Source organism: Ramlibacter pinisoli, from assembly GCF_009758015.1.
In the GTDB taxonomy this organism is placed as follows: Bacteria; Pseudomonadota; Gammaproteobacteria; order Burkholderiales; family Burkholderiaceae_C; genus Ramlibacter; species Ramlibacter pinisoli.
Map to the genome: position 1 here is coordinate 55,940 of NZ_WSEL01000007.1, position 25,770 is coordinate 81,709.

At 72.2% G+C, this 25,770-nt stretch carries 31 protein-coding genes and 3 tRNA genes; 19 read left to right on the forward strand and 15 right to left on the reverse strand.

Annotated elements, in window-relative coordinates:
* Positions 1–10: 10 nt before the first annotated feature.
* Together GON04_RS14355 and GON04_RS14360 are read right to left on the reverse strand one after the other, a co-directional pair.
* On the reverse strand, positions 11–742 hold the full coding sequence (locus GON04_RS14355; protein ID WP_157398764.1) for an alpha/beta fold hydrolase: 732 nt from the start codon (positions 740–742) through the stop codon (positions 11–13).
* A gap of 100 nt (positions 743–842) precedes the next feature.
* Complete coding sequence (locus GON04_RS14360; protein ID WP_181654074.1) at positions 843–1,781, reverse strand: LysR substrate-binding domain-containing protein; 939 nt, start codon at positions 1,779–1,781, stop codon at positions 843–845.
* A gap of 119 nt (positions 1,782–1,900) precedes the next feature.
* Here GON04_RS14360 and GON04_RS14365 point away from each other — a divergent pair, with 119 nt between their 5' ends.
* The 3 genes from GON04_RS14365 to GON04_RS14375 are packed head-to-tail and all read left to right on the forward strand — an operon-like array spanning position 1,901 to position 4,246.
* Positions 1,901–2,443 (forward strand): cupin domain-containing protein, encoded by a 543-nt coding sequence (locus GON04_RS14365; protein ID WP_198349298.1) that lies wholly within the window; start codon positions 1,901–1,903, stop codon positions 2,441–2,443.
* Between the two features lie 43 nt (positions 2,444–2,486).
* Positions 2,487–3,452, forward strand: coding sequence for a Bug family tripartite tricarboxylate transporter substrate binding protein (locus GON04_RS14370; RefSeq protein ID WP_157398767.1), 966 nt, complete (start codon positions 2,487–2,489; stop codon positions 3,450–3,452).
* A complete protein-coding gene (locus tag GON04_RS14375) occupies positions 3,452–4,246 on the forward strand; it encodes a 2-keto-4-pentenoate hydratase (RefSeq protein ID WP_157398768.1) in 795 nt (264 codons plus the stop codon). The genes GON04_RS14370 and GON04_RS14375 overlap by 1 nt, the downstream gene beginning before the upstream one ends.
* Positions 4,247–4,269: 23 nt before the next feature.
* On the opposite strand, the gene GON04_RS14380 is transcribed toward GON04_RS14375, so the two are convergent.
* From GON04_RS14380 to GON04_RS14395, 4 genes are read right to left on the reverse strand one after another with little or no spacing between them, the layout of a single operon-like run.
* Positions 4,270–4,761, reverse strand: coding sequence for a nuclear transport factor 2 family protein (locus GON04_RS14380; RefSeq protein ID WP_157398769.1), 492 nt, complete (start codon positions 4,759–4,761; stop codon positions 4,270–4,272).
* Positions 4,762–4,774: 13 nt separating this feature from the next.
* Positions 4,775–5,266 carry a CinA family protein gene (locus GON04_RS14385; protein WP_157398770.1) on the reverse strand — a complete coding sequence of 164 codons (492 nt, stop codon included), beginning with the start codon at positions 5,264–5,266 and terminating at the stop codon, positions 4,775–4,777.
* On the reverse strand, positions 5,263–5,802 hold the full coding sequence (locus tag GON04_RS14390; RefSeq protein WP_181654075.1) for a phosphatidylglycerophosphatase A family protein: 540 nt from the start codon (positions 5,800–5,802) through the stop codon (positions 5,263–5,265). The genes GON04_RS14385 and GON04_RS14390 overlap by 4 nt, the downstream gene beginning before the upstream one ends.
* Positions 5,799–6,719 carry a LysR family transcriptional regulator gene (locus GON04_RS14395; protein ID WP_157398772.1) on the reverse strand — a complete coding sequence of 307 codons (921 nt, stop codon included), beginning with the start codon at positions 6,717–6,719 and terminating at the stop codon, positions 5,799–5,801. The genes GON04_RS14390 and GON04_RS14395 overlap by 4 nt, the downstream gene beginning before the upstream one ends.
* Before the next feature lie 126 nt (positions 6,720–6,845).
* Here GON04_RS14395 and GON04_RS14400 point away from each other — a divergent pair, with 126 nt between their 5' ends.
* Entirely contained in the window at positions 6,846–7,016 is a 171-nt protein-coding gene (locus tag GON04_RS14400; RefSeq protein ID WP_157398773.1) for a hypothetical protein, read from the forward strand.
* On the opposite strand, the gene GON04_RS14405 is transcribed toward GON04_RS14400, so the two are convergent.
* The 6 genes from GON04_RS14405 to apaG all read right to left on the reverse strand — a co-directional run bounded on the left by GON04_RS14405 (position 7,013) and on the right by apaG (position 11,869).
* On the reverse strand, positions 7,013–7,525 hold the full coding sequence (locus GON04_RS14405; RefSeq protein ID WP_157398774.1) for a thermonuclease family protein: 513 nt from the start codon (positions 7,523–7,525) through the stop codon (positions 7,013–7,015). The two genes, GON04_RS14400 and GON04_RS14405, sit on opposite strands and share 4 nt — an antisense overlap.
* Before the next feature lie 47 nt (positions 7,526–7,572).
* On the reverse strand, positions 7,573–8,550 hold the full coding sequence (gene thiL, locus GON04_RS14410; protein ID WP_157398775.1) for a thiamine-phosphate kinase: 978 nt from the start codon (positions 8,548–8,550) through the stop codon (positions 7,573–7,575).
* Positions 8,551–8,645: 95 nt separating this feature from the next.
* Positions 8,646–8,903: a GlsB/YeaQ/YmgE family stress response membrane protein gene (locus GON04_RS14415; protein WP_157398776.1), complete on the reverse strand. Its 258-nt coding sequence runs from the start codon at positions 8,901–8,903 to the stop codon at positions 8,646–8,648.
* Between the two features lie 113 nt (positions 8,904–9,016).
* Positions 9,017–10,168 (reverse strand): YbdK family carboxylate-amine ligase, encoded by a 1,152-nt coding sequence (locus tag GON04_RS14420; RefSeq protein ID WP_181654078.1) that lies wholly within the window; start codon positions 10,166–10,168, stop codon positions 9,017–9,019.
* Between the two features lie 7 nt (positions 10,169–10,175).
* Complete coding sequence (locus GON04_RS14425) at positions 10,176–11,411, reverse strand: cation:proton antiporter domain-containing protein (RefSeq protein ID WP_157398777.1); 1,236 nt, start codon at positions 11,409–11,411, stop codon at positions 10,176–10,178.
* A gap of 77 nt (positions 11,412–11,488) precedes the next feature.
* The gene (gene apaG / locus GON04_RS14430; RefSeq protein WP_157398778.1) at positions 11,489–11,869 is read right to left on the reverse strand and encodes a Co2+/Mg2+ efflux protein ApaG; all 381 of its coding nucleotides are present in this window, start codon (positions 11,867–11,869) and stop codon (positions 11,489–11,491) included.
* Between the two features lie 43 nt (positions 11,870–11,912).
* Here apaG and rpe point away from each other — a divergent pair, with 43 nt between their 5' ends.
* Entirely contained in the window at positions 11,913–12,596 is a 684-nt protein-coding gene (gene rpe / locus GON04_RS14435) for a ribulose-phosphate 3-epimerase (protein WP_157398779.1), read from the forward strand.
* Positions 12,597–12,603: 7 nt separating this feature from the next.
* Here the strand turns inward: rpe and GON04_RS14440 are convergent, their stop codons facing one another.
* Positions 12,604–12,915 carry a hypothetical protein gene (locus GON04_RS14440; protein ID WP_157398780.1) on the reverse strand — a complete coding sequence of 104 codons (312 nt, stop codon included), beginning with the start codon at positions 12,913–12,915 and terminating at the stop codon, positions 12,604–12,606.
* A gap of 408 nt (positions 12,916–13,323) precedes the next feature.
* On the opposite strand from GON04_RS14440, the gene GON04_RS14445 reads away from it, so the two are divergent.
* Together GON04_RS14445 and gph are read left to right on the forward strand one after the other, a co-directional pair.
* Complete coding sequence (locus GON04_RS14445) at positions 13,324–15,477, forward strand: catalase (RefSeq protein WP_157398781.1); 2,154 nt, start codon at positions 13,324–13,326, stop codon at positions 15,475–15,477.
* 22 nt (positions 15,478–15,499) lie between these two features.
* Complete coding sequence (gene gph / locus GON04_RS14450; RefSeq protein WP_157398782.1) at positions 15,500–16,153, forward strand: phosphoglycolate phosphatase; 654 nt, start codon at positions 15,500–15,502, stop codon at positions 16,151–16,153.
* Here the strand turns inward: gph and GON04_RS14455 are convergent.
* Positions 16,150–16,779 (reverse strand): chalcone isomerase family protein, encoded by a 630-nt coding sequence (locus tag GON04_RS14455; RefSeq protein ID WP_157398783.1) that lies wholly within the window; start codon positions 16,777–16,779, stop codon positions 16,150–16,152. The genes gph and GON04_RS14455 overlap by 4 nt on opposite strands.
* Before the next feature lie 246 nt (positions 16,780–17,025).
* Between GON04_RS14455 and trpE the strand changes: the two genes are divergently transcribed.
* From trpE to GON04_RS14495, 8 genes are all read left to right on the forward strand, one after another.
* Positions 17,026–18,525, forward strand: coding sequence for an anthranilate synthase component I (trpE, locus tag GON04_RS14460; protein WP_181654076.1), 1,500 nt, complete (start codon positions 17,026–17,028; stop codon positions 18,523–18,525).
* Entirely contained in the window at positions 18,522–18,968 is a 447-nt protein-coding gene (locus tag GON04_RS14465) for a GxxExxY protein (RefSeq protein ID WP_232533123.1), read from the forward strand. The genes trpE and GON04_RS14465 overlap by 4 nt, the downstream gene beginning before the upstream one ends.
* Positions 18,969–19,071: 103 nt before the next feature.
* Positions 19,072–19,644: an anthranilate synthase component II gene (locus GON04_RS14470; RefSeq protein ID WP_157398785.1), complete on the forward strand. Its 573-nt coding sequence runs from the start codon at positions 19,072–19,074 to the stop codon at positions 19,642–19,644.
* Positions 19,641–20,687, forward strand: a complete 1,047-nt coding sequence (gene ltaE / locus GON04_RS14475; RefSeq protein ID WP_157398786.1) for a low-specificity L-threonine aldolase — start codon at positions 19,641–19,643, stop codon at positions 20,685–20,687. The genes GON04_RS14470 and ltaE overlap by 4 nt, the downstream gene beginning before the upstream one ends.
* 9 nt (positions 20,688–20,696) lie before the next feature.
* A complete protein-coding gene (locus tag GON04_RS14480; protein ID WP_157398787.1) occupies positions 20,697–21,347 on the forward strand; it encodes a LysE family translocator in 651 nt (216 codons plus the stop codon).
* Positions 21,348–21,360: 13 nt separating this feature from the next.
* Positions 21,361–22,392: an anthranilate phosphoribosyltransferase gene (trpD, locus tag GON04_RS14485; RefSeq protein WP_157398788.1), complete on the forward strand. Its 1,032-nt coding sequence runs from the start codon at positions 21,361–21,363 to the stop codon at positions 22,390–22,392.
* A 5-nt stretch (positions 22,393–22,397) separates the two neighbouring features.
* A complete protein-coding gene (gene trpC / locus GON04_RS14490; protein ID WP_157398789.1) occupies positions 22,398–23,189 on the forward strand; it encodes an indole-3-glycerol phosphate synthase TrpC in 792 nt (263 codons plus the stop codon).
* 4 nt (positions 23,190–23,193) lie between these two features.
* Positions 23,194–23,949: a uracil-DNA glycosylase gene (locus tag GON04_RS14495; protein WP_181654077.1), complete on the forward strand. Its 756-nt coding sequence runs from the start codon at positions 23,194–23,196 to the stop codon at positions 23,947–23,949.
* Here GON04_RS14495 and GON04_RS14500 read toward each other — a convergent pair.
* Positions 23,946–25,073, reverse strand: a complete 1,128-nt coding sequence (locus GON04_RS14500; protein ID WP_157398790.1) for a patatin-like phospholipase family protein — start codon at positions 25,071–25,073, stop codon at positions 23,946–23,948. The two genes, GON04_RS14495 and GON04_RS14500, sit on opposite strands and share 4 nt — an antisense overlap.
* A gap of 106 nt (positions 25,074–25,179) precedes the next feature.
* On the opposite strand from GON04_RS14500, the gene GON04_RS14505 reads away from it, so the two are divergent.
* The 4 genes from GON04_RS14505 to GON04_RS14520 all read left to right on the forward strand — a co-directional run.
* Positions 25,180–25,265, forward strand: a tRNA-Tyr gene (locus tag GON04_RS14505).
* A gap of 111 nt (positions 25,266–25,376) precedes the next feature.
* Positions 25,377–25,450 (forward strand) — tRNA-Gly (locus tag GON04_RS14510).
* A 53-nt stretch (positions 25,451–25,503) separates the two neighbouring features.
* Positions 25,504–25,578: transfer RNA gene (locus GON04_RS14515), tRNA-Thr, on the forward strand.
* 35 nt (positions 25,579–25,613) lie between these two features.
* Positions 25,614–25,770, forward strand: a 157-nt coding sequence (locus tag GON04_RS14520) for a GTP-binding protein (RefSeq protein ID WP_232533128.1), incomplete at its 3' end; no start/stop codon positions are given.

The window sequence follows — 25,770 nt, forward strand, 5'->3', positions numbered from 1 at the left end:
GGGGTGCCCGTCAGCCGGCCAGGAAGCGCACCAGCTCCTGCAGCTGCTCGCCCACGATGCGCACGTGCCCGCCCGGGTAAGCGTGCAGCCGCTTGTCCGGCGTGCCCAGCGCGTCGAACAGGGCCAGCTGGCCCTCGCGGGTGAACAGCTCGTCGTCCCACTTCTGCTGGAACAGCACCGGGCAGCGCACCCGGGCCGCGTCGTCCAGCAGGCGGGCCGAGTTCACGAAGCTGGTGCCCCACATGCCGAGCACGGCGCGGCCGATGCGCGGCTCCACGGCCAGCAGCGGCAGGCCGTAGGCGGTGCCCATCGAGACGCCGAACCAGCGCAGCGGCGCGGCCGGCCAGGCCGCCGCGAGCTCGTCGACCAGGCCGCGCCAGCACGCCACGTGCTGCGCGACATGGCCGGGGTCGTGCTCCCAGGCATGGAAGAAGCGGGCCCGGTTGGCGGGGCCGTCGGCCGGCGTGCCGGCGGCCAGGCGGGCCCCGTGCACCGGGCCGTCGAGCGCCACCACCCGCCAGCCCAGGCGGCCGGCGAACGCGCCGGCGGCGTCCCAGATGTCCTGGCCCTCCTTGACGCTGCTGCCGCCGTGCTGGACCAGCAGCAGCGGCGCGTCGGCGGCCGGCGCGGCGCCGGCCGGCTCGTAGAGGGCCGCGGTCGGCCGCCCGCCGTCGGCCGCGGGCGAGAACACCCGGCACCGCACCCCATCGCGCACCTGCTCGGCGCCACTCCAAGCGAACATCGTGTCTCCTGTTGCAGGCACGACGCTAACCGGGCTGCGTGCGGCCGGCCATCAAGGTGGCGCAATGGCGGCATTGCGCGCGCTTGGCGTGCGCCGGTGCTCAGACCAGCTGCCGGATGTCGACGCCCAGGCCGGCCTGGCCGGGCACGATGGTGCGGATCCGCTCGCGCAGCCAGGCGTGCAGCGCCTGCCGGTGGGTGCGCTCGTGCCAGACCATCACCGTGTCGATGCTGGGCACGTCGAACGGCACCGCCGACAGCTGCAGCGGCAGCACGCCGGCGAAGTGCCGGCACAGCCAGGTGGGCAGGGTGGCGACATGGCAGGAGCCGGCGACCACGTAGGGAATGAGCAGCACCGACGAGACCCGTACCGTGCGCAGCCGGTCATGGCCGGCCGCGGCCAACGCGCGGCCGATCGTCGTCTCCAGCGTCGAGCGGGGCGAGAACGGCGAGCCGAACACGACATGGGTGCGGCGCAGGTAGCTGGCGAGGTCGGCCGGCGGCGGGCCGGCATGGCGGGCGCTGATGCAGGACAGCGGCTGCACGAACAGCGGGGTGCTGCGCAGGTCCGGGTGCAGGTCGGGAAAATGGCCGACGGCGATGTCGCACTCGCCCTCGCTCAGCCATTCGCGCAGGTGTTCGGGGTCGGGGGCGCGCACGTTCAGCGTCACGCCCGGCGCCTGCTCCGCCAGCGCCTGGGCCAGGGCCGGCACGATCACCATGCCCACCGACTCGGCCGCCGCCAGGGTCAGGGTGCCGGAGGCGTTCTGCAGGTCGAGGGGGCCCTCGTTCGAGAAGATGTCGTCCATCAGCTCGATGCCGCTGCGCACCTTGCGCGCGATGGCCTGGGCCCGTTCGGTGAGGAGGAAGCCGTTGCCCGAGCGGATCAGCAGCGGGTCGCCGGTGAGCTCGCGCAGGCGCGCCAGCGCGTTGCTCATGCCGGGCTGGCTCATCTCCAGCCGCTGCGCGGCGCGGGTGACCGAGCGCTCGGTGAGCAGCGCATCCAGGCAGATGAGCAGGTTGATGTTGCTGCGCTTCACGGGGGCGGCATCAGGTTCGGCTATGCGGCCATTGGGCGCGCTTGATTGTGGCTGGGCGGAGCCGGTGCTCGAATGGGAGCCCGACCACTTTAGCCGAGGTACCCGTGGCCATCTCCACCGTGAAACCCGCATCCGCCGACATGGAGGCCTGCGTGGCGCGCTTTGCCGACCTGCAGCGCTGCGAGACCGGGCTGCCCGACATGCAGCTGCCCGAATGCCGGCGCGCCTTCCTCAACGTGCTCGGGTTCGACCAGCCCAAGGGCGATGGCCAGTTCTCGCCCTTCGGCGACCGCGCCAAGGCGCGCGTCTCGCACCTGAAGGCGGGCTTCGGCGTGTCCTTCATCGCCGCCGCGCCGGGCAAGGGCGTGCTGATGCACACGCACGACACGGTCGAGACCTTCATGGTGATGAAGGGCACCTGGAAAGTGGAGTGGGAGGGCGACCAGGGCGACGCGCACGTGGTGCTGCAGCCGCTGGACTTCATCGCCGTCCCGGTCGGCGTGCAGCGCCGCTTCGAGTGCCTGCAGCCGGCTGCCGGCGAGGCCGAAGGCCTGCTGCTGGGCATGATCGGCGGCAATGCACCGGCGGCGGAGATCGCGCCCTCGGGCATCGAGCGCCTGATCGAAGCCGGCATCTTCCAGCGCGAGAAACTGGCGGCCTGAGCGGCCCCGCGCGACCGAGAGAGAGAACGAAGGAGACACGTTGATGACAAAGTTCCTGCAGCTGCTGCTCGCCGCCGTCGCCCTGGCGCTGGCCGCAGCGCCCGCCGCCGCCCAATCCGGCTATCCGTCCAAGCCCGTCAAGATCGTGGTGCCGGCGCCCGCGGGCACCGGCCCCGACATCATGGCCCGCCTGTACGCCGAGCACCTCGGGCGCGCGCTCGGCCAGCAGTTCCTGGTCGAGAACAAGGCCGGGGCGTCCGGCAACATCGGCGCCGAGGCGGTGGCGCGTTCGCCGGCCGACGGCCACACGCTGCTGTACGCCTACAACCAGATCCCGACCATGAACCCGCACCTGTTCGGCAAGCTCGGGTACGACATGCAGAAGGACCTGGCGCCGATCTCGATGACGCTGGCCACCGGCTACGTCCTGCTGGCCAACAACAACTTCCCGGGCAGCACCCTGGCCGAGGCGATCGCCTATGCCCGCAGCAACCCGGGCAAGGTGGCGTACGCGAGCTACGGCCCCGGCACCGCCTCGCACCTGGCATTCGAGATCATCCAGGACCAGACCAAGGCCGAGTTCCTGCACGTGCCGTACAAGCAGGGCCAGGTGACCGACGTCATCGCCGGCCAGGTCGCCATGGTGTTCGAGCCGTTCCCGTCGGCGCTGCCGTTCGTGGCCAGCGGCAAGACCAAGGCGCTGGCCGTCACCACGCCCAAGCGGCTGGCCGCCCTGCCGGGCACGCCGACGATGTCGGAGGCGGTGCCCGGCTTCGACCTGCTCGGCTGGCAGGGGGTGTGGGCGCCCACCGGCACGCCGCCCGAGGTGCTGGCCAAGCTGCAGTCGGAGTTCGCCCGCATCACGCAGCTGCCCGAGATGCAGAAGCGCATCCGCGACCTCGCCTCCGAGCCGGTCGGCAGCAGCAGCCGCGAGATGGCCCAGGCGATCCAGACCGAGTACGCCCGCTGGGGCCAGGTGATCCGGGCCAAGAACATCCGGCTCGACTGATGCCCGGGTTCCCCGACGCGGCCGGGGTGGCCGACTGGCTGCTGGACGAGCACCGGCAGCGGCGGCCGTTCGCGCCCTTCGCCGCGCGGCACGCGGTGGCGTCGCTGGAAGCCGCCTACGACGTCCAGCAGCACTACGTGCAGGAGACGGCGCGGCTGCGGCGCGCGCCGCCGGCCGGCTACAAGATCGGGCTGACCTCGCCGCCGATGCAGGCCCTGTGCGGCATCGACCATCCGGTGGCCGGGGTGGTGCTGGCCGACCGGGTGCACCCCAGCGGCGTGCGGCTGCGCCGCCACGACCACGGCCGCTTCGGCGTCGAGTTCGAGCTGGCCGTGCGGCTGGGGCGCGACCTGGACACCGCGGGCCGTCCGGCCGGCCTCGACGACGTGGCGCGGGCCGTGGACGCGGTAGCGCCGGCGATGGAGATCGTCGACGACCGGGGCTGCGACTACGCGACGCTCGACGTGCACTCGCTGGTGGCCGACAACGCCTGGAATGCCGGCGTGGTGCTGGGGGCGTTCCGGACCGACTGGCCGGACCTGGCGGCGGTCGAGGGGTGCGCCAGTGCCGACGGTGTCGAGCTCGGCCGCGGCCGCGGCAGCGACGTCCTCGGCCATCCCTTCCAGCCGGTGGCCTGGCTGGCCGACCACCTCGCCCGGCGCGGCGAGCGGCTGCGCGCCGGCCAGCTGGTCATGACCGGCAGCATGGTGCGCACCCAGTTCCCGGACGGCCCGCGCCGCATCCAATTCGACATCACCGGTCTGGGTGCGGTCGCGCTCGAGTTGGTGGACTGATCCGCAGCGCCGCGGCCAGCGACTCAGGGCGCGCTGCGGTCCAGGTGGCGGCGCAGGTTGGCGCCGGCCTGGGCCCGCACCTTGCGCCGCAGCAGCGGCGTCCACCCGAGCAGCAGGCCGGGTGCGCCCAGCGCCTGCCGCGACCAGCGCCAGAAATCGAAGCGGTCGCGGTGGACGGCGATGCGGCCGTCGGGCGCGAAGCGGAAGCTGGCGTCGATGCGGTTGTGCACCAGCCGTCCGGTGGCGCTGAAGCGGTACCAGGCTTCCCAGTGGGCCTGCCCGTTCGCGCCGTCGGCCTGGACGCCGGACCATTCGAGCCGCCAGTCGCCGGGCGCGTTGCGGCGGGTGGCCTCGCACAGCATGGTCCACATGCCCTGCACCTCGCGTCGGCCGCGCAGCGAGAACACCTCGTCGTCGAAGCTCGCGTCCGGCGCGTAGCAGTCGCCCATGGCGGCCGCATCGAGGCGGGCGAACGCCTGGTACAGGCGTTCGATGGTCTGGCGCTGGGCGTCCATCGCAAGCTCCCGGCTAGGCATCGGCGCGCAGCAGCGCCAGCAGCCGGGTGAGCGCGTGCCGCACCGTCGCCTGTCGCACGGCGGCGCGGTCGCCGTCGAAGCGGACCATCTCGCTGGACAGGCGGCCGCCGACCGAGAACCCGAACCACACCGTGCCGACCGGCTTCTCGTCGCTGCCGCCGCTGGGGCCGGCGACGCCGGTCACGGCCAGGCCGACCTGGGCGCACGAGTGGCGCACGGCACCGAAGGCCATCGCCCGCGCGACCACCTCGCTCACGGCGCCGTGGTCGGCGATCAGCGCCGCGTCGACGCCTAGCGATTCGGTCTTGGCGGCGTTGGAGTAGGTGACGAAGCCGCGCTCGAACCAGCGGCTGGAGCCGGCCAGGTCGGTGCAGGCGCCGGCGATCAGCCCGCCGGTGCAGCTCTCGGCGGTGGCCAGCATCCAGCTCTGGGCGAGCAGGATGTCGGCGAGATCGGCGCAGAGCGCCGACAGCGGTGCGGTCATGTGAACAGCCTCCACAGGGCGAGCAGGAGCAGGGTGCAGAACGCCGCCACCAGGTCGTCGAACACGATGCCCCAGCCGCCACGCCAGCCGCCGCCGTGGAAGCGGCGGTCGGCCCAGCCCACCGGGCCGGGCTTGGCGCCGTCGAGGACACGGAACAGCGCGAAGGCCGCCAGCTGCGTGCCCCAGCCGGCCGGCAGCAGCACCCACAGCACGGCCCAGAACGCCACCACCTCGTCGACCACGATGGCGCCCGGGTCGAGCACGCGCAGGTGGCGCGCGGTGACGGTGGCGGCCCACCATGCCAGCGGCACGGTGGCCAGCACGACCCAGCCCAGCAGCGCCGGCGGCAGCCAGGCCTGCAGCACCAGGAACGCGAGCCAGGCCCACAGGGTGCCCACCGTGCCCGGTGCCACCGGGCTGAGGCCGGAGCCGCAGCCGAGCGCGATGAAGTGGGCCGGATGCGCGAGCAGGAAGCGCACCGTGGGCCGGCCAGGGACCTGGGCCTCGCCGTCGGGATTGGCGCCGGTTGCCGTCATGCCCGCTGCGCCTGCGGCTGCTGCAGCTGCGCGACCCATTCGGCCCACCAGTCGATGCAGGCGCGGATCTTGGGCAGGCGGTGGCGGGCACCGGCGGTGACCGCGTACATGGGCACCGGCTGGCGGTCGACCAGCGCCGGCAGCACCGGCACCAGCCGGCCCTGGCGCACCAGCTCATCGCCGACCAGCGAGGCCAGCCGGCCGATCCCCAGTCCCTGCAGCACCAGCCGGGCCGCCATGTTGGTGTCGTTGGTGCGCCACTGGCCCTCGGCCGCGAAGCGCACCGCCTTGCCCTTCACCTGGAACGGCCACTGGTTGAGCATGGGCACGGCGTTGTTGGTGACCAGCGGGCACGCCGGCAGGTCCTCGACCCGGCGCGGCAGCCCGTGGCGGGCCACGAACGCCGGCGCGGCATAGAGCGCGCGCCCCAGCGTGCCGATCTGCCGGGCGACCACGGTGTCGGGCAGGCTGGTCGCGGTGCGGATGGCCAGGTCGATGCCGTCGCGCGCCATGTCCACCAGCCGGTCGCCGACCTCCAGCTCCACCCGCAGGCGCGGATGGCGCTCGGCCAGGCCGGGCAGGCCCGGCACCAGCAGGTAGTGCGCGACCACGGTGCTGGCCGCCATGCGCACCACGCCGACGGCCTCGCGCGAGCTGGCGGCGAACTCGCCTTCCAGCTCGTCCAGCGTGCCCAGCATCCGGCGCGCGTAGTCGAGCAGCGTCTCGCCTTCGGCGCTGAGCGACAGGCCGTGCGTGGAGCGGTGGACGAGGCGGGCGCCGCAGGCAGCCTCGATGCGGGCGAGGGCGCGCGAGACCTGGCTGACCGGCACGTCGCGCTCGCGCGCGACGGCCGACAGCGTGCCCAGGTCCGCCACCCGGGCGAACAGTTGCAGGTCGTCGAAGGCCAGCGCGCGCATCGGTCCAATGGTAGCCCTGCGGGGCTTGGTGTTGCAGCCGCTGCAAGGCCGCTTTGCGCGCGCTGCCGTTTCGCGCCCGGCCCGGGCTTCCTAGAGTGGCGGGACCGTCAACCAAGAGGCCGCGTCATGAGCACCCACGCCACCGTCACCGCCAACAAGCTGCTGCGCGAGCAGGCCCTGGCGCGCGCGCAGGCGTTGCGGCGCGAGGCCCTGCGCGCCGCCTGGGATGCGGTGGGCAGCGCCTGGCGCCGGTTGGCCGCCGGCCGCGCGGCGCGCCGGCCGGACCGCATCGGCTAGCGGGTGTCGCCGTGCGGGCAGCTGCCGTGCTGCTTGCGGAACGAGCGCGGCGGCTGCGGCTGCGACTGCGACCACAGGCCGCGCCGGGCCTGCTGCGCCTGCGCCTGCAGGTCGTCGTAGGGCCCGCGCCGGCGGCCGAAGCCAGCCGACCAGGCCAGCCCGGAGAACACCAGCCAGCCGCCCACGTCCAGGCCGTTCCACTCCAGCCGCGCCAGCGTGCGGCCGTAGTCGTCGCGGCCGCGCTCGGCCACCGTCACCGGCTGGTGCAGCACGCGCGCGGCCAGCGCCTGGCGGGCCTGCGGGCCCCAGGCCTGGCAGCGCTCGGGAGCGTCGATGCCCTGCAGCCGCACCGCGATGCCGTCTGCCGCCCAGGGCGGGCGCAGCCAGACGCTGTCGCCGTCGGTGACCCAGGAGACGGTGGCCAGGTAGCGCGGGCGGCTGCGCGCCGCCAGGGCCAGTGCCGGCGCGCTGGCGGCGGCGGCGAGCAGGAGGAGCGAACGGCGTTGCATGCCCGGTTCAACGTGGCCGGAGCAGTGGCCGCCGACAGCAGCGGTCCTCAGCCGAAGTGGTCGAACGAGGCGAAGGCGCGCGCGAGGGCCGCCCCGCTGGCGTCGACCACCCGCACCCCGGGCTGCGCCTCGATGCAGCCGATGCGGGTGAGCGCGACCTGGGCGGCGGCGCCGGCCGCCAGCACCGCGTCGCGCCGTGCCGGCGGCGCGGTGAACGCCAGTTCGTAGTCGTCGCCGCCGGCCAGCACGCAGTCCAGCTGGATCGGCGCGGGCACGGCATCCGCGGCCAGCCGGCGCAGCGCCAGCAGGCCGAGCGCCCGGTCGGCCTCGATCCGCGCCCCGACCCCGGACTGGCGCAGCACGTGGCCCAGGTCACCCAGCAGGCCGTCGCTGATGTCGATCGCCGCACTGGCGATGCCGCGCAGCGCCTGGCCGAGCGCGACGCGCGGCTGCGGTTGCTCCAGCCGCAGCCGCGCGGCCTCGAAGGCCTCGGCGGGCAGCCGCAGCGTGCCGCGGAACACCTCGAGTGCCAGCCGCGCATCGCCCACCGTCCCGCTGACCCAGAGGTCGTCGCCGGCCCGTGCCCCCGACCGCAGCAGCGCCTGGCCGGGCGGCACCTCGCCGAACACGGTGATGCAGATCGCCAGCGGCCCGCGCGTGGTGTCGCCGCCGACCAGCGCGCAGCCGTGGGCGTCGGCCAGGGCGAGCAGGCCGCGGGCGAACGGCGCCAGCCAGTCCTCGTCGGCGGCCGGCAGCGCCAGCGCCAGCGTGAACGCCAGCGGCCGGGCACCGCAGGCGGCCAGGTCGCTCAGGTTGACCGCCAGCGCCTTGTGGCCCAGGCGGGCCGGGTCGACGGTGGACAGGAAGTGGCGCCCCTCCAGCAGCAGGTCGCTGGAGACCGCCAGCTGCATCCCGGGCGTCGGGGCGAGCAGCGCGCAGTCGTCGCCGATGCCCAGCGCCACGCCGCCGGCTGCGGCGGCGGCCGGACGGCGGAAGTAACGGTCGATGAGGTCGAATTCACCCATGGGCGCGGACCGGCAAGGATAGCGGCCCGCGCGCCGTCAGCCCGACGTGGGCGGTCCGGCAGTCGTCGGGGTCGGCGGCCGTGCCGCCGCAGCGCTCAGAGTCGCTTCGAGCTGCCGCGCACCAGGCCGTAGATCACCAGCAGGACGATGGCGCCGACCACCGACGCGATCCAGCCGGCCGCTTCGCCCTCGTGGTACCAGCCCATGGCCATGCCGACATAGCGGGCGATGAAGGCGCCGGCGATGCCCAGCAGCGTGGTCATGATGAGGCCCAGGCGGTCGTCGCCCGGCTTGATGGCCCGGGCGATGAGACCGACGATGAAGCCGACGACGATGGTTCCGATGATGCCCATGTGCTCTCCCTGCGTGCGGCACCCCCCGGCGCCGCGGCCCATTCTGGGAAGCCGGTCCGTGCCTGCCTGTAGGACGCGGGCGCATTGCGCGGGGCGGCTGGCGCGCCGCCAGCTCAGCGGCGGGCGGCGAACCGTTGCGCGCCCTGGCGCACCACCTCGGCCAGCAGCCGTTCCTGCGCCTGCCGCTGGCGCAGCCAGCGCGCATCGTTGGTGCCCAGCTCGACGTCCTCGGCCAGCGCCTGGATGGCGGGGCCGGCACCGAGGTGGCGGGCATGGCCGGCCAGCTGCCGCAGGGTCTGCAGCAGGTGGTCGCGCAGCGGCAGGTGGCGGCCGCTGACCGGGTCGACGTACACCGCCTCCAGCCCGAAGCGGCAGGCCTGGAAGCGGTTGTAGGTGTAGACCAGGTAGTCGTCCTCCTGCGGCTGGAAGGGCTCGTCGTGCACGAACCAGGCCGCCAGCGACTGCACGAAGCCGGCCAGCGCCGCCGCCCGCTCCACCGTGAGCGGGGTGTCGAAGACCCGGATCTCGATCGTGCCGTACTCGGGCTTGGGCCGGATGTCCCAGTAGAAGTCCTTCATGCTGCGCACCACGCCGGTCCTGGTGGCGCGCTCGAAGAAGGCCTCGAACTGCGTCCAGGCCAGGGTGTAGGGCGCCCGGCCCGACATCGGGAAGGCCGACACCGAGTTCAGGCGCGCCGAGTCGAACTGCGTGTCCTGTCCCTGCACGAACGGCGACGAGGCCGACAGCGCGATGCAGTGCGGGATGTAGCGCGACATGCGGTGCAGCATCAGCAGCGCGGCGTCGGCGCTGGGGCAACCCAGGTGCACGTGCTGGCCGAACACCGTGAACTGCTTGGACAGGTAGCCGTACAGCTCGGACAGCTCGCGGAACCGGGGCCGGTCGTAGATGCGCTGCTGGTGCCATTGCTGGAACGGGTGGGTGCCGCCGCCGACCACCGCGATGTTGAGCTTGTCGGCGCAGCGCACCAGCCCGTCGCGCAGCTGCGTGAGCTCGCCCAGCACGTGCGCGGCCGACTCGCAGATGCCGGTCGACACCTCGATCATGCTGGAGGTCATCTCGGGCACTACGGCGCCGGGCAGGTCGAGTCGCTGCATCAGCCGCAGCATCTCGTCGGCGTAGGGGGCCAGGTCGTAGTCGTGCGTGTTGACCAGCTGCAGCTCGAGCTCCACGCCGAGCGTCAGCGACCGCGACTCGCCGAACGGCTGCAGCGTCGGCGCGGCACCGGCCGGCGCGGTGGCGGGCAGGCCGGGTTCAGCCACGCAGCGCCTCGTCGCCGGCCCGCGAACTCTCGCCGGCCTGGTAGATGACGAAGGTGGCGAGGATGGCGCCGAACACCTCCATCAGCAGGATCGCCGGCAGCGCGATGGCGGCCACCCGCGGGCCGAGCGCCGGCGAGGCGACCGCGACCTGCGACACCAGCAGCAGCGCCAGCGACGACAGGGGCGCCATCGCCAGCCCGGTGCCCAGTGCCTGGCGCCAGCTGGTGCCGCTGCCCGGATTGGCCAGCAGCACGCCGGCCACCTTGGCCACGCTGCGGGCGGCGACGCAGGCCAGCACGGTGCTGGCGACGGCGGGGTTCCAGTCGGCCTGCGCGGCGACGACGGAGACCAGCAGGAAGCTGAGCATCAGCAGCAGCGACGCTGCCATGCCGAGCTGGCGCGGCCAGGCCCAGGGCCGCGGGTGCAGCTGCTTGAGCAGCAGGCCGGCCAGCAGCGCGGCCAGCGGCGCCGAGCCGCCGAAGTGCGCCGCCAGCGCGGTGCCGGCGGCGATGGTGGTCACCAGCAGGATGGCGGTGTTCTCGCTGGCCGGGTTCATGGTCTGCAGCGCCAGCCGCAGCGCCAGCGCGATCACCGCGCCCACCACCACCGACAGGCCCAGCACCACCAGCACCGGATAGAGCAGGCCGGCCAGCCGGGTCTCGCCGCCGCCGTTGAGGAGGCCGGCGCGGGCGGCGACCACGGTGAGCGCGTACAGGGCGCCCAGGGCGGACAGCACGATGGCCCGCTCGGTCACGGGTCCGGCGCCGCGGGTGTCGCTGACGACCTGGCTCAGCACGGCCGGCGAGGAAACGATCGCGACCAGGGCCACCGCATCGGCCACCGCCGGCCGGACGTCGAACCAGCGCAGCGTCGCATAGACCGCGGCGTAGGTGAAGGCCGCCTCCAGCAGGCTCTGCAGCAGGACCATCGGGTTGTGGCGGAACCAGCGCAGCGCGATGCGGCCGCCGGTCTGGAACAGCACCACCGAGACGCCCAGCTCGAGCAGGAACAGGCCGATGCCCTGCAGCGGCCAGGCGGCGCCGCTGAAGCCGGCCCAACCGGCCAGCGCGCCGACCGCCGAATAGCCCACCAGCTTGGGCAACGCCAGGTGGCGCTGCCCGAGGTGGCCGACCACGGCGGCGATGGCGAGCAGCAGGGACCATTGCACGGTGGGCAGGCCGGCGGATGGGCGCAGCCACTGGCCCCAGATGGCCATGAAGTCGAGCATGTGCCTCCCTCGCGGCGCAATGTAGCGGGGGCGGCTGGCTCAGCCTGTAGGACGGCGCGCTGAGCCGCCCGCGCGGTTCAGTGCAGCACGCGGTGGCCGCCGTCCTCGAGCAGGAAGGGCGCGATCTCGACGTCGAAGCGGTGGCCGTCCTCGCCGACGAAGAAGTAGCTGCCTTGCATGCTGCCGCCCGGCGTGCGCAGCCGGCAGCCGCTGGCGTACTGGAACGACTGGCCGGGCTGCAGCAGCGGCTGGTGGCCCACCACCCCCAGCCCCTGCACCTCCTCGATCTGCCCGGTGCCGTCGGTGATGATCCAGTGGCGCGAGATGAGCTGGGCCGCGACCTCGCCGGTGTTGGTGATGGTGATGTTGTACGAGAAGCTGTAGATGCCGCGCTCGGGGGCCGATTGCTCCGGCAGGTAGCCCGGCTGGACGTCGACGCGGAACTGGTACTTGGCCATCGCGCGATCGTACCCGCGCGGCTCCTTTTGCGAGAATCGCGCCATGAGCACCATCCACCGCATCGCCCCGTCCATCCTCTCGGCCGACTTCGCCCGCCTGGGCGAGGAGGTGCGCAACGTCGTGGCCGCGGGCGCGGACTGGATCCACTTCGACGTGATGGACAACCACTACGTGCCCAACCTCACGTTCGGCCCGATGGTGTGCTCGGCGCTCAAGCCGCATGCCCGCACGCCGGACGGCCGGCCGGTGCCGGTGGACGTGCACCTGATGGTGGAGCCGGTCGATGCGCTGGCGCAGGCGTTCGCCGAGGCCGGTGCCGACTACATCAGTTTCCATCCCGATGCCTCGCCGCACGCGCACCGCAGCGTGCAGGCGATCAAGGCGCGCGGCGTGAAGGCCGGCCTGGTGTTCAATCCGGCGGCGTCGCTGGATGTCCTCGACTGGCTGGTCGACGAGATCGACCTGGTGCTGATCATGAGCGTGAACCCGGGGTTCGGCGGCCAGGGCTTCATCGACTCGGCGCTGCGCAAGATCGAGCAGGCCAGGAAGCGCATCGACGCCAGCGGGCGCGACATCCGGCTGGAGGTCGACGGCGGCATCAAGGGCGACAACATCGCGCGCGTGGCGGCCGCCGGCGCCGACACCTTCGTGGCCGGCAGCGCGATCTTCGGCAAGCCCGACTACAAGGCCGTCATCGACGGCATGCGCGCGGCCCTGCGCGGCTGAGCGCGCGCTAGCGGCGGAACTGCTTCTCGCCGTCCGGCAGGTCCTTGCGCAGCTGGTCGTAGGTCGCGTCCAGTTCGGCGCCCTTGCTGGTGTCGGTGACGCCGCGCTCCACGTCGGCGCGGCCGGCCCTGGCCATGCGCCGCCCCGACGGTTCCGTGCTCGCCTGCTGGTCCGCCGATTCGTCGCGCTCGTGCGGCAGGCGCGGCGTGCCATGCCGGTCCTCGCCCTGCTGCGTCACCGTGTCGTTGCGGCGGGCATCGGGGCGGTCGGCGCCGGCGCCGACGCCGCTGCCGGGTGGGCTCGTCTTGCGTTCTCGCATGCGTGGTCCTCGTGGTGGTTCCTGGTGCTGATGGGGGTTAGCGTGCGCGCGCCACCGCGGGTGCACGGTAGGACGCCGGCGCGTCCGGCCCGGGCCCCGTTGCGTCGGCCCCGTCCTACGCCTGCCGCCATCCGCGTCGTACAGACTCGCCCGCCGCCGGGCTACGGTCGATTCCCCATGAGCTTCGTATGCTGCTCTCCTGCAGTCGGGAGCAGGCCCAGGAGACGCGCCATGGACATCATCGCCACAGTGCCGGATTGGCTTGTCTGGTGCGCCGCCTCGGCGGCCGGTGCACTGGCGCTGACGCTGGTGGTCAACACCATCGAAGCCGCGCTCGACCTCGAGGCCTAACCGAACAGAACCAGTCGACGCCCGCGGCCCCGCGGGACGCGGCCTCCAGGAGCATCCATGGCCCAGTCCAAACCGGACGCGCAGCGCAAGACCAAGGCCGGCGACGCCGGCTCCGCCAAGCAGAAGCAGTTGGAGGCCTACACCCAGAACCCGGAGACCGTGCTCACCACCAGCCAGGGCGTGGTGATCCCCGACAACCACAACTCGCTGCGCGCCGGCCTGCGCGGGCCGACGCTGCTGCAGGACTTCCTCCTGCTGGACAAGCTGTCGCGGTTCGGGCACGAGCGCATCCCCGAGCGGGTGGTGCATGCGCGTGGCTGCGGCGCCCACGGCTACTTCGAAGTGACCAAGCCGCTCGGCCAGTTCACCAGCGCCGACTTCCTGCAGGAGGCCGGGGCGCGCACGCCGGTGTTCGTGCGCTTTTCCACCATCGCCGGCGAGCGCGGCTCGGCCGACACGGTGCGCGACCTGCGCGGCTTCGCCGTCAAGTTCTACACCCGCGAGGGCAACTACGACCTGGTGGGCGCCAGCGCGCCGGTGTTCTTCATCCAGGACGCGATGAAGTTCCCCGACCTGATGCATGCGCTCAAGCCGGAGCCGCACCACGGCATGCCGCAGGCCTCGAGCGCGCACGACACCTTCTGGGACTTCGTCTCGCTGATGCCCGAGAGCACGCACGCGCTGATGTGGCTGATGTCGGACCGCGCGTTGCCGCGCAGCCTGCGCATGATGGAGGGCTTCGGCATCCACGCCTACCGCTTCGTCAATGCACACGGCGTGGTGCACTACGTCAAGTTCCATTGGCGGCCGCGACTCGGGCGGCACGCACTCGACGCCGGCGAGGCGCGCCGCATCGCCGGGCTCGACCCCGACTTCCACCGGCGCGACCTGTGGGACGCGATCGCCAAGGGCCACCACCCGGAGTGGGAGCTGGGCGTGCAGCTGGTCGAGGCCGGCAAGGCGCAGGCGCTGGGCATCGACCTGCTGGACCCGACCAAGCTGGTGCCGGAGGAACTGGTGCCGGTGCAGCCGGTGGGCCGGCTGGTGCTCAACCGCAACCCGGACAACTACTTCGCCGAGACCGAGCAGGTGGCGTTCCATCCCGGCCACGTGGTGCCGGGCATCGACGTCAGCGCCGACCCGCTGCTGCAGGGCCGCCTGTTCGCCTACACCGACAGCCAGCTGGCGCGCCTGGGCGGGCCCAACTTCCACGAGCTGCCGATCAACCGGCCGCTGGCCGTGTTCCACAACCACCAGCGCGACGGCGCCGGGCGGCAGTCGGTCCCGCGCGGCCAGGTGAGCTACGAGCCGAACACGCTGGGCAACGGCACCGAGTTCCGCGTCGACGGTGGCCACCAGGGCTTCCAGGGCATCGAGGACCCGCTGGAGGCGTCGACGGTGCGCCGCCGCAGCCCGGCCTTCGATGACCATTTCAGCCAGGCCACGTTGTTCTGGAACAGCCAGGGCGCGGCCGAGAAGGACCACATCGTGGCCGCCTTCCAGCACGAACTCGCCCGGGTGGAGACGCCGGCGATCCGCCAGCGCGTGGTCGACAACCTGGCCCATGTCGACGTGCGGCTGGCGCGCAAGGTGGCCGAGGTGCTCGCGCTCGGCGCGCCCGATCCCAAGGCCGCTGCCGGCCGGGCGGGCTTCCGCGAGCAGCGCGGCAAGCTGGCGCTCGAAGCCTCGCCCTCGCTGAGCATCGAGGCGACCGTGGCCGGCCCGGTCGCTACCCGCCGGGTGGCGGTGCTGGTGGCGCCCGGGGTGGAGATCGGTGCCCTGAAGATCGTCCAGCAGGTACTGGCCGAGCACGGGGTGGGCACGCGCATCGTGGCCGCGCACCTGGGCGTGGTGGCCACCTCGTCGGGGCAGCAGCTGCCGGTGGACTGCTGCTTCGCGAGCACCGCCTCGGTGCTGTTCGACGCCGTGCTGGTGCCGGGCGGCGCCAGCCACGTGCAGGCGCTGGCGCAGAACGGCGACGCGGTGCACTTCGTGCTGGAGGCGTTCCGCCACTGCAAGCCGATCTGCGTGATCGGCGACGGCGTCGAGCTGCTGAAGCTGGCCGGGGTCAACGCCGACGACGCGCCGCCGGCCGGCGTGCTGGTCTCGCGCGCCGACCCGGCGGCCCGGGTGCCGCTGGCGCAGGACTTCGTGGCGGCGATCGGGCGGCACCGCCACTGGGCCCGCCAGCAGGTGGCCGTGCCGGCCTGAGCGCATCGGGCACACTCGCCCGATGCCTGCGCTCACTGCCGCCATCATCGATCTCGACGGCACCCTGGTCGACACCCTGGGTGACTTCAGCGCCGCCCTGGCCGCGGTCCACCGCGACCTCGGCCTGCCGGTCCTGCCCACCGAGGCGGTGGGGCTGCTGGTGGGCAAGGGCTCGGAACACCTGATCCGCTCGGCCCTGCGGGCGGTGGGCGCCGACGAGGACCGGTACGCCGCCGCCTGGGACGCCTACCAGCACCATTACGGCACGCTCAACGGGCGGGCGGCACGCGTCTATCCGGGCGTGGCCGAGGGCCTGCGGGCGCTGCGGTCGGCCGGGCTGCGGCTGGCCTGCGTGACCAACAAGCCGGCCGGCTTCGCCCGCGTGCTGCTGGAGGCCAAGGGCCTGGCCGGTGCCTTCGATGTGGTCTACGGCGGCGACTCGTTCGAGCGCAAGAAGCCAGACCCGCTGCCGCTGCTGCGCGCCTGCGAGGCGCTGGCCAGCCGGCCGGCCGCCACCCTGGTGGTGGGCGATTCCAGCAACGACGCCGCGGCGGCGCGGGCCGCCGGCTGCCCGGTGGTGCTGGTGACCTATGGCTACAACCACGGCCAGCCGGTGCGCAACGTGCCCGCCGACGGCTACCTGGAGACGCTGGCCGACCTGGCGCGCTGGGTCTAGGGCGTCGCCACCGCCGCTGCGGGCCGGCCGAGGAGGGCGTCCTTCAGTTTCCAGTCGGCCGGGTGCGGGCCCAGCCAGATGCGCAGCAGGGCGGTGAAGAACTCGGGTTCGCGGAACGGTTCGCCCTGTGGCACGCCACGCACGCTGACCACCGTGCCGGTGCCGGGCAGCCAGTCGACGCTGACGCTGTCGCCGGCGGCCAGCCGCTTGTGGTCGCTGAAGATCTGGCTCATGCGCAGCACGCCGGGGACCAGCCGGGAGAAGGCCAGCCTGTCCATGTTGTCCTCCATGCCGCGCGCGAACAGCTTGCCCAGCTCGCCGGAATCGATGTCGCGCAGCATGGTCAGCGCGATGCGCTTGGCGCCCGGCATGGCCAGCGCCTCCTCCGCCGTGGCCGCCTTGCGCGGCAGGTACAGGCCGGCCGCATAGACCTGGAACACGGCCTTGTAGCGGATGCCGGCGCCATGGAGATGGACCCGGGCGCCGCGCAGCTCGGCGCTGTCGTCGAAGCGGACGCCGGCCACGGTGAGGGACGGGGCCTGGGCGCTGGCGGGCGCCGCGCCCGAAGCGAGTGCGAGGGCGATGCACAGCGTCGCGAGCCAAGTGGCGTGGGCAGGGCCAGGCATGCGGGTCTCCTTCATCGAATCAACGCCCCGGGTTGGCACGCCAGGGCCCTTTGCTACACTCCCCTCGAATGTTCATCCACCGCACCTCCATCACAGGCCGCTCGGACCGGGGAGCCTGGCCCTGGCGCAAGCCTGATCACGTGCGCACCTGATTGCACGGGGCAGCCCGTGCCCCGCGTCCCGGCCCCCGGGACATTTCCCTGAATGGAGCGGCCCGGCGCCGCGAGAGCTTGTGGAGGCTCATCCGTGATCACCGAACTCGAATTCAAGAGTCTGGCCCTGCAGGGCTACAACCGCATCCCATTGATTGCGGAGGCCTTCGCCGACCTCGAGACCCCCCTGTCGCTGTACCTCAAGCTCGCGCATGCCAAGGGCAACGGGCGCCACAGCTTCCTGCTCGAATCGGTGGTCGGCGGCGAACGCTTCGGCCGCTACAGCTTCATCGGCCTGCCGGCACGCACCCTGTTGCGCGCCAGCGGCTTCGGCGCCGATGCGGTGACCGAGGTGGTCACCGACGGCGAGGTGGTGGAGCGCGCCAAGGGCAACCCGCTGGACTTCGTCGCCGCCTACCAGGAGCGCTTCAAGGTTGCGCTGCGCCCCGGCCTGCCGCGGTTCTGCGGCGGCCTGGCCGGCTACTTCGGCTACGACGTGGTGCGCCACATCGAGAAGAAGCTGGCATCCGGCTGCCCGCCCGACACGCTGGGCTGCCCCGACATCCTGCTGCTGCAATGCGAGGAGCTGGCGGTCATCGACAACCTGTCGGGCAAGCTCTACCTCATCGTCTACGCCGACCCCGGCAAGGCCGAGGCGTATGCCAACGGCAAGAAGCGGCTGCGCGAGCTGAAGGATCAGCTGAAGTATTCGGTGAGCGCGCCGCAGGTGCGCCAGACCCAGACCTACCCGGCCGAACGCGAATTCGCCAAGGCCAACTACCTGAAGGCGGTGGAGCGCGCCAAGGAGCTGATCGCCGCCGGCGACTTCATGCAGGTGCAGGTGGGCCAGCGCATCCGCAAGCGCTACACCGAGTCGCCGCTGTCGCTGTACCGGGCGCTGCGCTCGCTCAACCCGAGCCCCTACATGTACTACTACGACTTCGGCGAGTTCCAGGTCGTGGGGGCCTCGCCCGAGATCCTGGTGCGCCAGGAGCAGACGCCCGAAGGGCAGAAGGTGACGATCCGCCCGCTGGCCGGCACCCGCCCGCGCGGCGCCACGCCGGAGCAGGACAAGGCGGTCGAGCACGAGCTGGTGAACGACCCCAAGGAGCGCGCCGAGCACGTGATGCTGATCGACCTGGCGCGCAACGACATCGGCCGCATCGCGCGCACCGGCAGCGTGAAGGTGACCGAAGCCTTCGCCGTCGAGCGCTACAGCCACGTGATGCACATCGTGAGCAACGTCGAGGGCCTCCTGAACGAGGGCATGACCAGCATCGACGTGCTGAAGGCCACCTTCCCGGCCGGCACCCTGACCGGCGCGCCCAAGGTGCACGCGATGGAGCTGATCGACCAGCTCGAGCCGAGCAAGCGCGGCCTGTACGGCGGCGCCTGCGGCTACCTCAGCTATGCGGGCGACATGGACGTCGCCATCGCCATCCGCACCGGCATCGTCAAGGACCAGATGCTCTACGTCCAGGCCGCGGCGGGGGTGGTGGCGGATTCGGTGCCCGAACTGGAATGGAAGGAAACGGAAGCGAAGGCGCGGGCGCTGCTGCGGGCGTCGGAGCTGGTCGAGGAGGGGCTGGAATGAAGACCGGGAACGGACAGCCTGACGCGGAAGGCGCAGACGAGGCGCAGAAGGCGCAGAACTTCGAGATGGAAAGGCCAGGCCTGTCGCACGCCATCATCGGCGCGGCGGTGGAGGTGCAAAAGGTCCTGGGAGTCGGGTTGCTCGAGAGTGCCTATGCCGGTGCGCTGGCCCATGAACTCGCCGAGCAAGGCCTGCGCTTCCGGCGCGACGTGGCGATCGAGGCGTCGTACAAGGGCACCAGCCTGGGCGTCGGCTACCGGGCCGATTTCATTGTCGAGGATGAGGTCATCCTCGAGCTGAAGGTGCTGGACACGGTGCTGCCCAACCACAAGGCGCAACTGCTGTCGTCCCTGCGCCTGGCGAATCTGAAGCTCGGTCTCCTGATCAACTTCAACGAGTTCCCCGTGACGCGCGGTGTCCACCGGGTGGTGAACAAGCTATGAACATCCTGGTCGTCCTCTTTCGCGTCCTGCGCGAAACCTTCGCGTCCTTCGCGTCCATCGGGTCCTTCGGGTCCGGATGTCCGCATCCAGGCAGGAGCTCCACATGAAACTCCTGATGATCGACAACTACGACAGCTTCACCTACAACCTGGTGCAGTACTTCGGCGAACTGGGGGCGCAGGTGGAGGTGTTCCGCAACGACGAGATCTCGGTGGCCGACATCGCGCAGCGCGCGCCCGACCGGCTGGTGGTCTCGCCCGGTCCGTGCTCGCCGGCCGAGGCCGGGATCTCGGTCGAGGCGATCCGCCATTTCGCCGGCAAGCTGCCCATCCTGGGTGTGTGCCTGGGACACCAAAGCATCGGCGCCGCGTTTGGCGGCCGCATCGTCCGTGCCCAGCAGCTGATGCATGGCAAGACGAGCGAGATCACCACCACCGGCGAAGGCGTGTTCGCCGGCCTGCCGACCACCTTCACCGTCAACCGCTACCACTCGCTGGCGATCGAGCGTGGCACCTGCCCGCCGGAGCTGCGCGCCACGGCCTGGACGGCCGACGGCGAGATCATGGGCGTGCGCCACACCACCCTGCCGATCCAGGGCGTGCAGTTCCATCCCGAGTCCATCCTCACCGAGCATGGGCACGCGATGCTGAAGAACTTCCTCGAGCAGGCGCCATGAGCAGCGAGCGGCCGGTCGACCTGCGCAGCGACACCGTCACCCGGCCGACGCCGGCCATGCGTGCGGCGATGGCCGCCGCGCCGCTGGGCGACGACGTGTTCGGCGACGACCCCAGCGTCAACGCGCTGCAGGAGCGCATCGCCGGCCTGCTCGGCTTCGAGGCGGCGCTGTTCGTGCCGACCGGCACCCAGGGCAACCTGTGCGCCATCCTGTCGCACTGCCAGCGCGGCGACGAGTACATCGTCGGCCAGCAGCAGCACTGCTACCGCTGGGAGGGCGGCGGCGCGGCGGTGTTCGGCAGCGTGCAGCCGCAGCCGCTGGAGCACGCGCCCGACGGCAGCCTGCCGCTGGCCGCGATCGAGGCCGCCATCAAGCCGGACGATCCCCACTTCGCCCGCACCCGGCTGCTGGCGCTGGAGGACACGCTGGGCGGCATGGTGATGCCGATGGCCTATCTGGAACAGGCCACGGCGCTGGCCCACGCCCGCGGGCTGGCGGCCCACCTGGACGGCGCGCGGCTGTTCAACGCCGCGGTGGCGCAGGCCGGCAGCGGCGGCGACCCGCTGGCCGAGGCGCGCCGCATCGCGCGCCTGTTCGACTCGGTCTCGGTATGCTTCAGCAAAGGACTGGGCGCGCCGGCCGGTTCGGCCCTGTGCGGTTCGCGCGAGTTCATCGCCCGGGCCCGCCGCATCCGCAAGATGGCCGGCGGCGCGATGCGCCAGGCCGGCGTGCTGGCGGCCGCGGCGGCGCATGCGCTCGACCACCACGTCGCGCGGCTGGCCCACGACCACGCGCTGGCGGCCCGGCTGGCCGACGGCCTGCGCGGCATTGATGGCCTGGCGGTCGAAACGCCGCAGACCAACATCGTGTTCGTCGACCTGGTCGGCCCGGCGCGCGAGCGCTCGGCCGCGCTGCTGGAACACCTGGCGCAGCACGGCGTGCTGGCCACCGGCCTGTACCGCCTGCGCTTTGCCACCCACCTCGACGTCGACGGCGCCGGCATCGACCGGGCGGTGGCCGCGGTGCGCCGCTTCTTCGCCTAGGGGCGCGCCATGCCGGACGCCCACCAGCTGCTGCTGTTCATCGCCGCCGGCTGGCTGCTGAACCTGACGCCGGGGCCCGACGTGCTGTTCATCGTCACCACCTCGCTGCGCTCCGGGGCCAAGGCCGGCATCGTGGCCGGTCTCGGCATCACGGCCGGCTGCTTCGTGCACGTGATCGCCGCGGCGCTGGGCGTCAGTGCCCTGCTGGCCGCTTCGGCCACCGCCTTCGCCGCCCTCAAGTGGCTGGGCGCGGCCTACCTGCTGTGGATGGGATTCAAGCTGCTGCTGGCGCGCCAGCCGCGCGAACTGCACGACCTGCAGGCCCTGGCCGAGGCGCGGCCGCCGGTGCCGCTGCGCGCGGTGTTCCTGGGCGGCTTCTGGACCAACGTGCTCAACCCCAAGGTGGCGATCTTCTTCCTGGCCTTCGTGCCGCAGTTCATCGCGCCCGACACCAGCGACAAGGCCGGCGTGTTCCTGCTGCTGGGCACCCTGTTCAACATCAACAGCGTGCCGGTCAATTCCGGCTGGGCGCTGGCCGCCGCCTGGATGGCCCGGCGCGAGGCCGTGCAGCGCGGCATGCGCTGGCTCGATCGCGCGGCCGGCGTGATGTTCGTCGCCTTCGGCCTGCGGCTCGCACTGGCCGACAATCCCACCCATTGACGAGGAGAGCCCCATGTCCATCACCCCGCAGGAGGCGCTGCAGCGCACCATCGAGCACCGCGAGATCTTCCACGACGAGATGCTCAAGGTGGTGCGGGCGATCATGAGCGGCGAGCTGTCGCCGGTGATGACGGCCGCGCTCATCACCGGCCTGCGCGTCAAGAAGGAGACCATCGGCGAGATCACCGCCGCCGCCGAGGTGATGCGCGAGTTCTCGACCAAGGTCCACATCGCCGACAAGACGCACCTGGTGGACATCGTGGGCACCGGCGGCGACGGCTCGCACACCTTCAACATCTCGACCTGCTCGATGTTCGTGGCGGCGGCGGCCGGCGCCAAGGTGAGCAAGCACGGCGGGCGCAGCGTCAGCAGCAAGTCGGGCAGCGCCGACGTGCTGGAGAGCCTGGGCCTGAACATCAACCTGGCGCCCGAGGCCATCGCCCGCTGCGTGCAGGAGGTCGGCATCGGCTTCATGTTCGCGCCCAACCACCACCCCGCCATGAAGAACGTGGCGCCGGTGCGCAAGGAGCTGGGCGTGCGCACCATCTTCAACATCCTGGGTCCGCTCACCAACCCGGCCAGCGCCCCCAACATCCTGATGGGCGTGTTCCACCCCGACCTGGTGGGCATCCAGGTGCGGGCGCTGCAACGCCTGGGCGCCGAGCATGCGCTGGTGGTCTACGGACGCGACGGCATGGACGAGGTGAGCCTGGGCGCCGCCACCATGGTGGGCGAGCTCCGGGACGGCCAGGTCAGCGAGTACGAGATCCATCCGGAGGACTTCGGCATGGCAATGGCGAGCAACCGCGCGCTCAAGGTCGAGACGGCCGAGCAGTCCAAGGCGCTGCTGCTGTCGGTGCTGGACAACCAGCCGGGCGCCGCGCGCGACATCGTCGTCCTCAATGCCGGCGCGGCCCTGTATGCCGCCAACGTGGTGACCGGGATCGGCGAGGGCATCGCCCGGGCCCGCGAAGCGCTGGCCTCGGGGGCGGCGCGGGACCGGCTGGAGCGGCTGGTGGCGCTGTCGCGGCAACTGGGCGGCTGACGACCATGGCCGACATCCTGGACAAGATCGTCGCGGTCAAGCGCGAGGAAATCGCGGCGGCGCGCCGGAAGGTGCCGTTGGAGGCGATCCGCGCCGACGCCGAGAGCCGCGTGCTGACGCGCGACTTCGCCGGCGCCCTGCGCAGCAAGATTGCGGCCGGCCGCGCGGCCGTCATCGCCGAGGTGAAGAAGGCCAGCCCGAGCAAGGGCGTGCTGCGGGCCGACTTCGTGCCGGCCGACATCGCGCAGGCCTATGCCGAGCACGGCGCGGCCTGCCTGTCGGTGCTGACCGATCGGCAGTTCTTCCAGGGCCAGCCCGACTACCTGAAGCAGGCCCGCGCCTCCTGCGACCTGCCGGTGCTGCGCAAGGACTTCCTGGTCGATCCCTACCAGGTGTACGAGTCGCGCGCCATGGGCGCCGACTGCATCCTGCTCATCGCCGCCTGCCTCGACGACGGGCAGATGGCCGAGCTGGAGGCGATCGCGCGCAGCCTCGACATGGCCGTGCTGGTCGAAGTGCACGATGCGCAGGAGCTGCAGCGGGCCCTGAAGCTGCGCACGCCGCTGGTCGGCATCAACAACCGCAACCTGCGCACCTTCGAGGTCACGCTTGACACCACGCTGGGCATGCTGGCCCAGGTGCCGGCCGACCGGCTGCTGGTCACCGAGTCGGGCATCCTGCAGCCGGCCGACGTGCGCCGCATGCGCGACGCCGGCGTCCACGCCTTCCTGGTCGGCGAGGCCTTCATGCGCGCGCCCGATCCCGGCGCCGCGCTGGCGGCGCTGTTCGGCGGCTGAGCGCGTGGCGCAGGCGGCGCTGCCGTTTGACGCCGCGCCGCAGCGGCTGCTGCACTGGGACCCGGCGGCCGCACCGCTGGCGCCGGGCTGGCGGCCGCTGGTCGACGATTTCTTCGCCAGCGACAGCGGACAACGGCTGAGCGCCTACCTGCGCGAGCGCCTGGCCGCCGGCGCCGTGGTCTACCCGCCGCGGCCGCTGCGGGCGCTGGAGGAGACGCCGCTGGCGCAGGTCCACGCCGTCATCCTCGGGCAGGACCCGTACCACGGGCCGGGGCAGGCCGAGGGCCTGGCGTTCTCGGTGGCGCCGGGCGTGCGGCCCCCGCCCTCGCTGCGCAACCTGTTCAAGGAGCTGGGCTGTGGCGCCGGCCGGCCGTTCCCCGCCAGCGGCTCGCTGCTGCGCTGGGCGCGCCACGGCGTGTTGCTGCTCAACGCCAGCCTCACGGTCGAGGACGGTTCCCCCGGCAGCCATGCCCGCAAGGGCTGGGAAGAGCTGACCGATGCGGTGCTGGCCGAGGTGGCCGCCACCGCCAGTCCCTGCGCCTACCTGCTGTGGGGCGCGCATGCGCAAGTCAAGGCCGGGCTGATCGAGGCCACCGCGGCCGCGCACGGGCGGGCGGCGCTGGTGCTGCAGGCCAACCATCCCTCGCCCCTGTCGGCGTCCCGGCCGCCGGTGCCCTTCCTCGGCTGCGGCCATTTCGCGCAGGCGCGCAGCTGGCTGGCCGAGCGCGGCCAGGCCGGCTACTTCGACCAGCTCGACTAGCGCCGGCGCCGCCGGCTCAGCAGCTGGGCGAACCAGGGCCGGAAGCCGGTGCATTGCGGGGCCGCATCGGGCTGGCCCGACTGCAGGGCCACGCGGGTGTCGTCGAGGTAGTCGCCGCGGATGTCGACGGTGCCGTGCCGGCCCAGGGCCTCGTAGTGCCGCTCCAGCCAGTGCCGCGCCGCCGCCTGGCCCAGGCCGAACAGCGCGTGGATCATGGCGGCGTCGGTCGAGTTGCGGGTGGAGCTGGGGTAGGCCCGGATCTGCTCGCCGCCGTCGATGCGGTGCATGCGCACGGTGCGGCAGGCGCTGCCGCCGAGCGCGCCGCGGGCGATCAGGCCGTTGACGAACTCGATGGTGCGCATCTGGGTCAGCAGGCTGGCGTTGAAGGTGATCTCGTTGATCCGGTCCACGATGTCGCTGGCCGCCTGCGGCGTGCCGGCCACCCGCAGCGGATTGAGCTGCACCAGCATCAGGTCGGCACTGTTGCAGTCCTGGATCAGGGGCGTGAGCGCCGGATTGGCCGCGTAGCCGCCGTCCCAGTAGGCCTCGCCGCCGATCTCGACTGCCTTGAACAGCAGCGGAAGGCAGGCCGAGGCCAGCACCGCGTCGGCGTCGAGGTGGCGGCCGGTGAACACCACCGCCCGGCCGGTGGCCACGTGGGTGGCCGACACGAACACCCGCAGCGGGCCGGCGGCAACGGCGGCGAAATCGACCGCTTCGGTGAGCAGGTCGCGCAGCGGGTTCAGGCCCAGCGGGTTGCTCTGGTAGGGCGAGACCGTGCCGCGCAGCGCCCCGGCCAGCCAGTCGCCGCGCGCCAGGCCCGGTGCCATGCCGCCCCAGAGCAGGCGCGCCCATTGGCGCTGCCAGGAGCCGAGCGCGTCCCAGGCGGCCACCTTCTGCCACAGCTGGGCCAGGGCGTCGCGCCCGCCCTGCCGTGGATCGGCGCCACGGGCGGCGGCGGTCGCGTAGCCGCTGGCCAGCACGACCGCGTTGACGGCGCCGGCGCTGGCGCCGCTCAGGCCTTCGATGGTGATGCGGGGGTCGGCCAGCAGGGTGTCCAGGACGCCCCAGGTGAAGGCGCCGTGGGAGCCGCCGCCTTGCAGGGCCAGGGTGAGGTGATGCATGCGCGCCAGCTTGCAAGTTCCATGCGGCCGGCGTGCGACAACCCGACAGCTGCCTAGCGCCGCAGATGACCACGCACGAGAAACATGGTATATTTCGAGGTTCGCCGGAGGGGTGCCCGAGTGGCTAAAGGGGGCAGACTGTAAATCTGTTGGCTTACGCCTACGCTGGTTCGAATCCAGCCTCCTCCACCAACCTCCTTGTAGAGGTCGGCGAGTGTGCATAGAGACCGAGTGGTAGTAGCTGAAGGACGCCCGCTGGCAATGGCTGGCGGGTCCGCCAGGGGCTCCTGAGTTGCGCCCGATGCGGGTGTAGTTCAATGGTAGAACCTTAGCCTTCCAAGCTAATGACGCGGGTTCGATTCCCGCCACCCGCTCCATTTCGGTCCGGTGCACCCGGCGTGCTTGCCCGAGAGGGCATGAAAAGAATTTCGCCCTTGTGGCTCAGTGGTAGAGCACTCCCTTGGTAAGGGAGAGGTCGCGGGTCCGATTCCCGCCAAGGGCACCAGTTGAAGTGATCGACTTTTTTCGGAAGGCGAGAAAATGGCAAAAGGTAAATTCGAGCGGACCAAGCCGCACGTGAACGTGGGCACCATCGGTCACGTGGACCACGGCAAGACCACGCTGACGGCAGCCATCACGACGGTGCTGTCGACCAAGTTCGGCGGTGAAGCCAAGGCCTACGACCAGATCGACGCGG

Coding starts and splice junctions, on each gene's coding strand:
- GON04_RS14355 (WP_157398764.1), bottom strand. CDS start 742: ATGTTCGCTTGGAGTGGCGCCGAGCAGGTGCGCGATGGGGTGCGGTGC.
- GON04_RS14370 (WP_157398767.1), top strand. CDS start 2,487: ATGACAAAGTTCCTGCAGCTGCTGCTCGCCGCCGTCGCCCTGGCGCTG.
- GON04_RS14375 (WP_157398768.1), top strand. CDS start 3,452: ATGCCCGGGTTCCCCGACGCGGCCGGGGTGGCCGACTGGCTGCTGGAC.
- GON04_RS14380 (WP_157398769.1), bottom strand. CDS start 4,761: ATGGACGCCCAGCGCCAGACCATCGAACGCCTGTACCAGGCGTTCGCC.
- GON04_RS14385 (WP_157398770.1), bottom strand. CDS start 5,266: ATGACCGCACCGCTGTCGGCGCTCTGCGCCGATCTCGCCGACATCCTG.
- GON04_RS14390 (WP_181654075.1), bottom strand. CDS start 5,802: ATGACGGCAACCGGCGCCAATCCCGACGGCGAGGCCCAGGTCCCTGGC.
- GON04_RS14395 (WP_157398772.1), bottom strand. CDS start 6,719: ATGCGCGCGCTGGCCTTCGACGACCTGCAACTGTTCGCCCGGGTGGCG.
- GON04_RS14400 (WP_157398773.1), top strand. CDS start 6,846: ATGAGCACCCACGCCACCGTCACCGCCAACAAGCTGCTGCGCGAGCAG.
- GON04_RS14405 (WP_157398774.1), bottom strand. CDS start 7,525: ATGCAACGCCGTTCGCTCCTCCTGCTCGCCGCCGCCGCCAGCGCGCCG.
- thiL (WP_157398775.1), bottom strand. CDS start 8,550: ATGGGTGAATTCGACCTCATCGACCGTTACTTCCGCCGTCCGGCCGCC.
- GON04_RS14415 (WP_157398776.1), bottom strand. CDS start 8,903: ATGGGCATCATCGGAACCATCGTCGTCGGCTTCATCGTCGGTCTCATC.
- GON04_RS14425 (WP_157398777.1), bottom strand. CDS start 11,411: ATGCTCGACTTCATGGCCATCTGGGGCCAGTGGCTGCGCCCATCCGCC.
- apaG (WP_157398778.1), bottom strand. CDS start 11,869: ATGGCCAAGTACCAGTTCCGCGTCGACGTCCAGCCGGGCTACCTGCCG.
- rpe (WP_157398779.1), top strand. CDS start 11,913: ATGAGCACCATCCACCGCATCGCCCCGTCCATCCTCTCGGCCGACTTC.
- GON04_RS14440 (WP_157398780.1), bottom strand. CDS start 12,915: ATGCGAGAACGCAAGACGAGCCCACCCGGCAGCGGCGTCGGCGCCGGC.
- GON04_RS14445 (WP_157398781.1), top strand. CDS start 13,324: ATGGCCCAGTCCAAACCGGACGCGCAGCGCAAGACCAAGGCCGGCGAC.
- gph (WP_157398782.1), top strand. CDS start 15,500: ATGCCTGCGCTCACTGCCGCCATCATCGATCTCGACGGCACCCTGGTC.
- GON04_RS14455 (WP_157398783.1), bottom strand. CDS start 16,779: ATGCCTGGCCCTGCCCACGCCACTTGGCTCGCGACGCTGTGCATCGCC.
- GON04_RS14465 (WP_232533123.1), top strand. CDS start 18,522: ATGAAGACCGGGAACGGACAGCCTGACGCGGAAGGCGCAGACGAGGCG.
- GON04_RS14470 (WP_157398785.1), top strand. CDS start 19,072: ATGAAACTCCTGATGATCGACAACTACGACAGCTTCACCTACAACCTG.
- ltaE (WP_157398786.1), top strand. CDS start 19,641: ATGAGCAGCGAGCGGCCGGTCGACCTGCGCAGCGACACCGTCACCCGG.
- GON04_RS14480 (WP_157398787.1), top strand. CDS start 20,697: ATGCCGGACGCCCACCAGCTGCTGCTGTTCATCGCCGCCGGCTGGCTG.
- trpD (WP_157398788.1), top strand. CDS start 21,361: ATGTCCATCACCCCGCAGGAGGCGCTGCAGCGCACCATCGAGCACCGC.
- trpC (WP_157398789.1), top strand. CDS start 22,398: ATGGCCGACATCCTGGACAAGATCGTCGCGGTCAAGCGCGAGGAAATC.
- GON04_RS14500 (WP_157398790.1), bottom strand. CDS start 25,073: ATGCATCACCTCACCCTGGCCCTGCAAGGCGGCGGCTCCCACGGCGCC.